The sequence below is a fragment of the Streptomyces sp. NPDC031265 genome, assembly GCF_055570295.1.
Genome location: NZ_JBVIHM010000001.1, coordinates 358,039 through 365,843, shown reverse-complemented (window position 1 = coordinate 365,843; position 7,805 = coordinate 358,039). Strand labels below are relative to the sequence as shown.

Genomic DNA, 7,805 nt, shown 5'->3' with positions numbered 1-7,805 from the left:
CCCACTCGGGGGCCCATGTTCGGGGTGGGACGAACCGGTGTGGGGCCCAGTGGGTCCGGCGTTGGTTCAGCGAGGTTCTCTGGGTCGGCGCGCCCCCCCCCCCGCACCAGGTGGGCGACGTGCGCGCGCCAGAAGCCGTACGCGCCCGTCCCGTACCGCACCGCCCCCGTCTCCGCGCCGAGGGCCAGGGGGAGGTGGGCCTCCAGGAGGGCGGCCATCTCGGCGTAGAACGCGGCCAGCCGCTCGCCCGGTGACGCGGCCCGCCCGCCCGGCTCTCCGGGGCCGAGCGGCGGTGCGCCGCGCAGCAGTTTCTCCTGGAGGGCCCGCTCGTGCTCGTCCAGCAGTGCGCGGGCGATCGCCGCACGGTCGGGATAGCGGCGGTACAGCGTCCCGCGGCCGACTCCGGCGGCCTTCGCGATGTCGTCCATGGTCACCGAGGCGGGGTCGCGCTCGGAGAACAGCCGCTCGGCGGCCGAGAGGATCCGGGCCCGGTTGCGGGCCGCGTCCGCCCGCTCGGACGGCGCGGTGGGTGCGGTCCCGGCCTGGGGCAGCAGCGGACGTTCACTCATGACATCACCCTAGGAGAGAAGTGGACACCATGTCCACTTAGGGGTACGGTCCCGGAGCGAGGATAAGTGGACATGCTGTCCACTTACTCGCACTGGCCAGCAACCCCCCATACCCGCAAGGGAGTTCTCCATGCCGCACCTCCTCCACCTCGACTCAAGCGCCCGCCGCGACTCCTTCTCCCGGCGGCTCGGGGCGTCGTTCGCCGCCACGTGGCGGGCGGCCGGCGGCGGCACCGTGACGTACCGGGACCTCGCCGCCGAGCCGGTGCCGCCGATCCGGGAGGCATGGACCCGCATCTGCGACACGCTCCTGCGCGAGGGCATCACCGACATCGACCGCTACGCCGAGGCCGTCCGCACCGACGAGGAGCGTGCCGCGTGGGCGGTCGTCGAGCCGCTCCTCGCCGAACTGGTCGCCGCCGATGTCGTCCTCATCGGGGCTCCGATGTACAACTTCGGGGTCCCGGCTGCCCTCAAGGCGTGGATCGACCAGATCACCTTCCCCAGGATGGTGCTCGCACCGCGCAAGTTCGTGGTCGCCTCCGCACGCGGCGGCGCCTACGGCCCCGGCCTGCCGCGCGAGCCGTTCGACCACCAGGGCCGCTACCTCCTCGACTTCTTCCGCGGCCACTACGCCGTCGACGACGCCGAGATCATCAGCGCCGAGCTCGTCAACGCGCTCGTCGACCCCACGCTGGCCCCGCGCCTTGAACAGCACCGCGAGTCGTCCGCCGAAGCCACCCGGGCGGCACGTGAACTCGCCGAAAAGCTCGCCCACTTCACCATCGGAGCCATCGGCAGGGAGGACTGACCGTGCCGTGGATCTGGCTGCTGCTCGCGGGCCTCGTCGAAGTCGCCTGGTCGCAGAGCATCGGACCGACCGCGGGGTTCACCAGGCTCCCGCAGACCGTGCTCTGCCTCCTCCTCATGATGGGCGCGGTCTACCTGCTGTCCCGCGCCATGGCGGACCTGCCCCCGGGGATCTCGTACGCGATCTTCACCGGGATCGGAACCGTGGGAGCCATCGTGCTCGGCGTGGTGCTCCGGCACGAGCCGCTCGGACCCGGCCGGGTCGCGGCCCTGCTCCTGATCGTGGCCGGGCTGACGCTGGCCCGGCTGGCGACGGGGGAGCAGTGAACACGGGACCCCTCACCCTCCCCCGCGAGCCCGCTCGAACCGGGCCCGGCCCTCGGCCAGTTCGACCAACGGCCCGGGGTAGCCGGTGGCGGCCAGTTCCGCCGCCGGGAGTTTCCACGGCTCGTGGATGTGCCGGGCCTCCACCTCCGCCAGCTCGGGGATCCAGCGGCGTACGTACGTGCCGCGTGGGTCGAGGCGTCTGCCCTGGGTCACCGGGTTGAGGACCCGGTTGGGGCGGGTGTCCGTGCCCGTGCCCGCCACCCACTGCCAGTTCAGCTGATTGTTGGCGATGTCCCCGTCGACCAGCAGGTCGAGGAAGTGGCGGGCGCCCACCCGCCAGTCGGCGTACAGCGTCTTGGTGAGGAAGCTCGCCGCCAGCATCCGTCCCCGGTTGTGCATCCAGCCCTCGTGGGCGAGCTGCCGCATCGCCGCGTCGACCAGCGGATAGCCGGTGCGGCCCGCCCGCCAGGCGGCGAGTTCGCCCTCGTCGTGGCGCCACCGGTCGCCCCGGTCGCGGTAGTCGGCGCTCGCCGCGTCGGGGCGGGCCGCGAGGACCTGGTGGTGGAAGTCGCGCCAGGCCAGCTGCCGTACGAACGCGTCGGCGCCCGGGGAGCCCTCGTGCCGGGCCAGCCGTACGAGCTCGGCCGCCGACAGGGCGCCGAAGTGGAGGAACGGCGAGAGCCGGGAGGTGGCGTCGCCCGCGAGGTCGTCGTGGCCCGCCTCGTACCCGGCGAGCCCGTTCTTCAGCCAGGCCCGCAGCCGCTTGCGGCCCGCGGTCTCACCGCCTTCGGCGAGGCCCGGCGAGGTCCCGGCGATTTTCGCGCGGGGCAGCGGCGGCTCCGAGCCGACCTCGGCGACCGGCACCCGGCGCGGGGCCGGCACCGCATCGCGTACGCCCTCCTGGGTCCAGCGCCGGAAGTACGGGGTGAACACGGCGTAGTGGTCGCCGCCCGCCGGGGTCACCGCGCCCGGGGCGAGCGCCGTCACCACCGCGTCGTGCACCGTCAGGGCGCACCCCGCCCCGGCGACCGCGGCCCGCAGCGCCGCCTCGCGCCGCACGGCGTACCGGCTCGGCCCGCCCGCGACGTGCACCCGCCGGGCCCCCGTCTCGGCCACCACGGCGCACACCTGCGCCACCACGTCACCGGAGCGCACCACAAGCCGCCCGCCGCGCGCCCGCAGCCCGGCGTCCAGATCGGCGAGGCAGTCGGCGAGGAAGGCCCGCCGGTTGGGCGCGTCGAACCCCGCCGCCCGCACCCCGTCGTCGTACACGAACAACGGCACGACCCGCTCGGCCCCACGCACGGCGGCGTGCAGCACGGGGTTGTCGTGCAGCCTCAGATCGGCGGTGAACAGCACGATCGCCACGGACAGAGGAGCGGTCATCCGCCGATCCTCCCGGACACCCGCCCTCGGGGAGCGGACGCGGGGCCGGTGGCGTCAGCCCTCTCCGCCCCGCTCCCACCCCTGCCCCCGCAGCACCCCCGCCACATCCGGCGCCCGGTAGTGCTCGCCCTTGAGGACCTTGCCGTCGGCGCGTAGGAGCGGGCGGCCGTCGGGGCCCAGTTTGGTCATGTTGGCCCGGTGGATCTCCGCGATGACCGCGTCCAGGTCGATGCCGTGGACGAGGGCCGTGCCGTACGCGACGTAGACGACGTCCGCGAGTTCGTGGGCCAGGTGGTCCAGGGGGCCCTCGACCGAGACCTCCGCCGCCTCGGCCGCCTCCTCGACCAGGAGGTCGCGGCGGTGGGCGGCGAGGTCCGGGGGGACCTCGGTGGGGGTCGTGCGGGCGTCCAGGCCGAACGTGGTGTGGAATTCCCGGACCAGCGGGGCGGGGGATGCCGGGCTCGCCGTCGTCGCGGGTGTGGCTGCTGTTGTTCGTTGTGCGGGGGTGCTCATTCGGGTCAGTTTACGTAACCCCGGCAGGCCCCAAGTAGGCCTCTCCGTACGCCCGTTACGCCGTCATCAGGATCAGACGGCTCACCAGGTCCGGGCGGCGGGACGCCACCGACTCCGCCACCGGGGAGCCCTTCGCTATGCCGAGGAGTTCCACCCGGCCCTCGCCCATGTCCTCGATCACGGCTATGAGTTGGTCTTCCGCCAGGCTCTCCGTGGTCGGGGAGAGGTACGGGGTGATCAGCGTGTGGCCGGACGTCACATCCGCCACCGCGTAAGGGACTTCCGGCGGGGCGCCCCCACCCCCCTCGTGCACCAGCACCAGCGGGCGGCCCGTCCCCGCGCGCTCGTAGTGGATCTGTGCATCTGCTATCGACACGATCGGCATGACTGCCCCTCCCGTTGGCACTGGCGCACAGCCTGCCCGGGGCCGGTCACCGGCGGGAGGTCACTGCTGAGGCTGGGATCGGCGGTCCCTGGATGCGGACGGCTGCGTACGAACGTACGCATGCGCTATCGGCGGGGCGACTGTCCCTGGCGCCTGACTCGGTGTCATAATGTATGGGTAGCCCTTCGTGCATCCCCCGTCGCGAAGGGCTACATCTATGTGCGGGCACGTGTACGGGCACCGTCGTGCGCACACCCTGCCCGGTTCCGGGCATGGCGTGGCCTTCACACGGGCAAGGGACTCCCCTCGTGGCCCCCTGCCCGTGTTTTTTCGAGTTAACAGTGGCGTAGAGTCTTTGTGCAAGCCCAGTTCTGACCAGACGGGGTGGGGGACCGATGGAAGACGACACACCTGACACTCCTGAGCTGACGACCTTGCAGCAGAAGGTCGCCTACATGGTGGAGAAGACCTTCCCCGGCGAGAACATCTCGGGGCGGATGTTCTCCGACCTCGTGAAGGAGCGCGGCGGGCACCTGTCCCACAGCTACTTCTCCAACATCCTCGCGGGCAAGGTCACGCATCCCTCCGAGGACATCCTCAAGGCGCTCGGGCTCGGCTTCGGTGTCGACTGGCGGTTCTTCAAGGAGGAGTCCGAGGTCGTCGACGACGTCGTGGCCGGACTCCAGTTCCTCGCCAAGCGGCGTACGGGTGAGATCAGCGGCATCGCCGGGCGCGGGCTCGACGACGACGGTCTGTCCGCCGAACTTCTTCAGTTCGCCCTCTCCCTCCTGGAGGAGAGCAGCGGCAAGAAGGACAGCGGCTCCGGCTCCTAGGGCGTGTTTCGAAAGTAGCGTCGTCCGCCCGAAGGGCGGGCCCGGCGGCGTCTGGTGCGTGCGATCGCAAGGCGGAGGGTCGCCCCGATACTGGTTGTATCGGGGTGATCCCGACAACGCGGCGAGCGTGCGTGCCAGACGCCGCCGGGCAGACGGGACTTTCGAAACACGCCCTAGCGTCGCCGGACCCCCCGTATTCATTCTCGTTCGTTAAGATGCGCCGATCGATCGCATGTCCATACGCACGCGTGACTACGCCCCAGAGGGACCCAGAGACTTCCATGTCCATGCGCGAGCTGCGGAGAGAGTGCGAGGCCGGGCTGGCCGACCTGCCGATCCCCGCCCCGTTCAGCATCGAGGGCCTGGTCGCGAACATGGAGAAAGCCCGTGGGCGCACCATCGTGCTGCGGGAGCTGCCCGACCGGCTGGCGCGGGTCAACGCCGCCTGCGGGCTCCGGCTCAAGGCCGGTAACACCAGCTTCGTGCTCTACCGGAAGCGGCCCACCGACTACCAGACCCAGCACGTCATCCTCCACGAGCTGTGCCACGAGTGGTTCGACCACGGCACCAGCCTGGACGCGGGGCAGCTCAAGGCCCTGCTGCCGATGTTCGACACCTCTCTCATCCAGCGCGTCGTCAGCTCCGGCGCCACCGTGCAGGCGCGCGCCCAGTACGACACCCATGACGAGCGCGTCGCCGAGTTCGGGGCCTCCCTCATCCCCCGTATGGCCATGGACGTGACCAGCGACGACATGGTCGGCCGGCTCGCCAACTCGCTCTCGCGGCCCGTCGCCCACCGCCGCCGAGGCCTCGGCTTCTTCCGCAGAGACTCATTCCGCAGAGACTGAGTCCGCTGAGAACGCATCCCCCCGCGCTCCCCGGCGCGCGGCCCCACCGTCCCCCATTCCTGCCCCCGAGGAATCCCCCCGATGACTCCGCTCGACCTCGCCGGCTATCTCATAGCCGCGCTGATGACCGCCGTCGCCCTGTGGCGCATGCCCGCCGCCCTGTGGGGCGACGAGGAGGACAAGCGCCGGCGCGCCCTGTGGGGCTGTTATGCCGGGTTCGCCGTCGCCCTGTGGACCAAGACCAAGTTCGTACGGATCACACTGAACGACAGTGAGGTCACGGACCTCGCCGTCCTCATCAAGCACTACACCGCCACCATCGCCATCCTGGCGATCCTCAGCTACATCGTGGCGATCTACGGCCACTTCCCGGACGAGGGCGCGATCCCGAGGCACGTGCGGTTCGCGCGGACCGTGCAGCGGGTCGCCACCAAGGCGTCCGTGGCCACGCTGATCCTGCTGACCGTGCTGTTCTTCACGGTCGTCGACCGTTCCGTCCCCTCCGACCGGTTCGTTTCGGACCATGCGGGGCAGTGGGGCGCGACGCTCTATATGAGCGTGTTCTACCTGTACTTGGGCGCCTCCTCGGCCGTCTGCGCGTACCAGTGGGCGCTGGCCACCGGCAACACGCAGGTGCGGCATCTGCGCGTCGGGCTCGGCATGATGACGTTCGCCATGTTCATCGGCGTGGCCTACACCCTCAGCCGGACGCTGTTCCTGTGGGTGAGCGTGGCCGACCGGCCGAGCAAGTCGTTCGCGCTGGAATTCGACGAGATCACCGAGGCCTCGCAGATCGTGCTGTTCGCGTTCTTCGCGCTCGGCGCGTCCGTCCCCGCGTGTCACAAGGGCTGGCGCCGGGTGCGGCTGTGGCGGGCGCAGGCGCGGCTGCACCCGCTCTGGTACGAGCTGATGACGGCCTTCCCTGACCAGCCGTTCGAGCCGCCGGCGCCGCTGCTGCGGGAGCTGACGCGCTTCGACACCCCGGCCGACCTGCGGATCGACCGGTGGGCGGCGGACATCGCGGATGCGGTGGAGAAGCTGCGCCACTATGTGCCGGACGAGCTCCTGGACGCCGCCAAGGAGGCCGCCGGGCCCGAGGCGGCCGGGCCGCTCGCCGACGCGCACTGGATCAAGGCCGCGCTGGCCGCCAAGGCCGACGGCGCTCCCGCGGGCCGGGCCGCCGCCATCGAGCCGCAGCACGCCACGGACCAGGACGGCGAGGTCGCCTGGCTGGTGCGGGTGGCCGCCGCGTACCAGACGATTCCGTACGACCGGGCCCGTCAGGTCCTGGCGTCCACCCGAGCCCAGGCCCAGGAGACCTCCGCGTGACCAGCAGCACCGAAAGCCGCACCGCCGGGCTCGACGATCCCGCCCGGCGCCCCGTCGCCCTCGCCGTCACCGATGTGCTCCAGCCCCGCAACTGCCTCCTCGTCGGCATGCTCGGCATCGGGGTCGCGGCGGCGGGCGACTGGACCGGGCTGCTGTGGGGGTTCCTCGGGGCGCTGTGCGCGGGGCTGATCCCGGCCGGGTACATCGAGTGGGAGCGGGGGCGCGGCACCTGGGGCGACCGGCATGTGGTCGACCGTACGAAGCGGGCGCCGATCTTCCTCGTCATCCTCGGCTCGATCGGCACCGGCTCGCTCGTCATGGTCCTCGGGGACGCGCCCGTCGGCATCCTCGCGGCGATGCTCGGGCTGTGGGTGATGACGATCGGGCTGCTCGCGGTGAACACGGTCTGGAAGATCTCGGTGGACGCGTCCGTGGCGTCGGCGGTGGTGGCGCTGCTCGCGGCCGCGCAGCACGAGCCGCTCTGGCTCCTCGCGTACGCGCTGACGATCGCCGTGTGCTGGTCCCGGGTCGCCCTGAGCTACCACACGGTGGCCCAGACGGTGGCGGGCGCGGCGCTGGGGGCGGCGACGGCGGTGGTGTTCGTATTCGTCTGACGTGGCCTGGAGCGGCCGGCCGCGCTCGATGTGGCTCGGCCTTCGACCGCGGGCCGTCGTGGGCTTGTCGCGCAGTTCCCCTCGCCCCTGAAACACGGGCCGATCCACCCTGTCCGGATGCGACGGACCACCCTGAGAGGCGCGGGGAACCGCGCGACAAGCCCCCACCGGCCCGCAGGTGAAACGAGCCG

The 7,805-nt window shown here is 71.7% G+C and carries 9 protein-coding genes and 1 pseudogene; 6 read left to right on the top strand and 4 right to left on the bottom strand.

Annotated elements, in window-relative coordinates; all coding sequences use genetic code 11:
- Positions 1–569 (bottom strand): TetR/AcrR family transcriptional regulator (locus ACZ499_RS01715; RefSeq protein ID WP_468671082.1); only part of this gene is annotated, 569 nt, incomplete at its 3' end.
- A 130-nt stretch (positions 570–699) separates the two neighbouring features.
- On the opposite strand from ACZ499_RS01715, the gene ACZ499_RS01710 reads away from it, so the two are divergent.
- A complete protein-coding gene (locus ACZ499_RS01710; protein WP_468671080.1) occupies positions 700–1,380 on the top strand; it encodes an FMN-dependent NADH-azoreductase in 681 nt (226 codons plus the stop codon).
- 2 nt (positions 1,381–1,382) lie between these two features.
- Positions 1,383–1,706 (top strand): DMT family transporter, encoded by a 324-nt coding sequence (locus ACZ499_RS01705; protein WP_468671078.1) that lies wholly within the window; start codon positions 1,383–1,385, stop codon positions 1,704–1,706.
- A gap of 12 nt (positions 1,707–1,718) precedes the next feature.
- Here ACZ499_RS01705 and ACZ499_RS01700 read toward each other — a convergent pair whose 3' ends face one another.
- From ACZ499_RS01700 to ACZ499_RS01690, 3 genes are all read right to left on the bottom strand, one after another.
- The gene (locus tag ACZ499_RS01700) at positions 1,719–3,080 is read right to left on the bottom strand and encodes a cryptochrome/photolyase family protein (protein ID WP_468672059.1); all 1,362 of its coding nucleotides are present in this window, start codon (positions 3,078–3,080) and stop codon (positions 1,719–1,721) included.
- Positions 3,081–3,146: 66 nt separating this feature from the next.
- On the bottom strand, positions 3,147–3,605 hold the full coding sequence (locus ACZ499_RS01695; protein WP_468407978.1) for a pyrophosphohydrolase domain-containing protein: 459 nt from the start codon (positions 3,603–3,605) through the stop codon (positions 3,147–3,149).
- Positions 3,606–3,660: 55 nt separating this feature from the next.
- Entirely contained in the window at positions 3,661–3,990 is a 330-nt protein-coding gene (locus tag ACZ499_RS01690) for an alpha/beta fold hydrolase (protein WP_468671075.1), read from the bottom strand.
- Positions 3,991–4,345: 355 nt separating this feature from the next.
- Between ACZ499_RS01690 and ACZ499_RS01685 the strand changes: the two are divergent.
- The 4 genes and pseudogenes from ACZ499_RS01685 (at position 4,346) to ACZ499_RS01670 (ending at position 7,614) form a co-directional block, all read left to right on the top strand.
- A pseudogene (locus ACZ499_RS01685) lies at positions 4,346–4,823 on the top strand (hypothetical protein).
- Between the two features lie 281 nt (positions 4,824–5,104).
- Entirely contained in the window at positions 5,105–5,671 is a 567-nt protein-coding gene (locus ACZ499_RS01680) for a toxin (RefSeq protein ID WP_468407984.1), read from the top strand.
- Between the two features lie 81 nt (positions 5,672–5,752).
- A complete protein-coding gene (locus ACZ499_RS01675) occupies positions 5,753–7,000 on the top strand; it encodes an MAB_1171c family putative transporter (RefSeq protein ID WP_468671073.1) in 1,248 nt (415 codons plus the stop codon).
- On the top strand, positions 6,997–7,614 hold the full coding sequence (locus ACZ499_RS01670) for a hypothetical protein (RefSeq protein WP_468671071.1): 618 nt from the start codon (positions 6,997–6,999) through the stop codon (positions 7,612–7,614). Before ACZ499_RS01675 ends, ACZ499_RS01670 begins: the two co-directional genes overlap by 4 nt.
- The last annotated feature ends 191 nt before the right edge of the window (positions 7,615–7,805 follow it).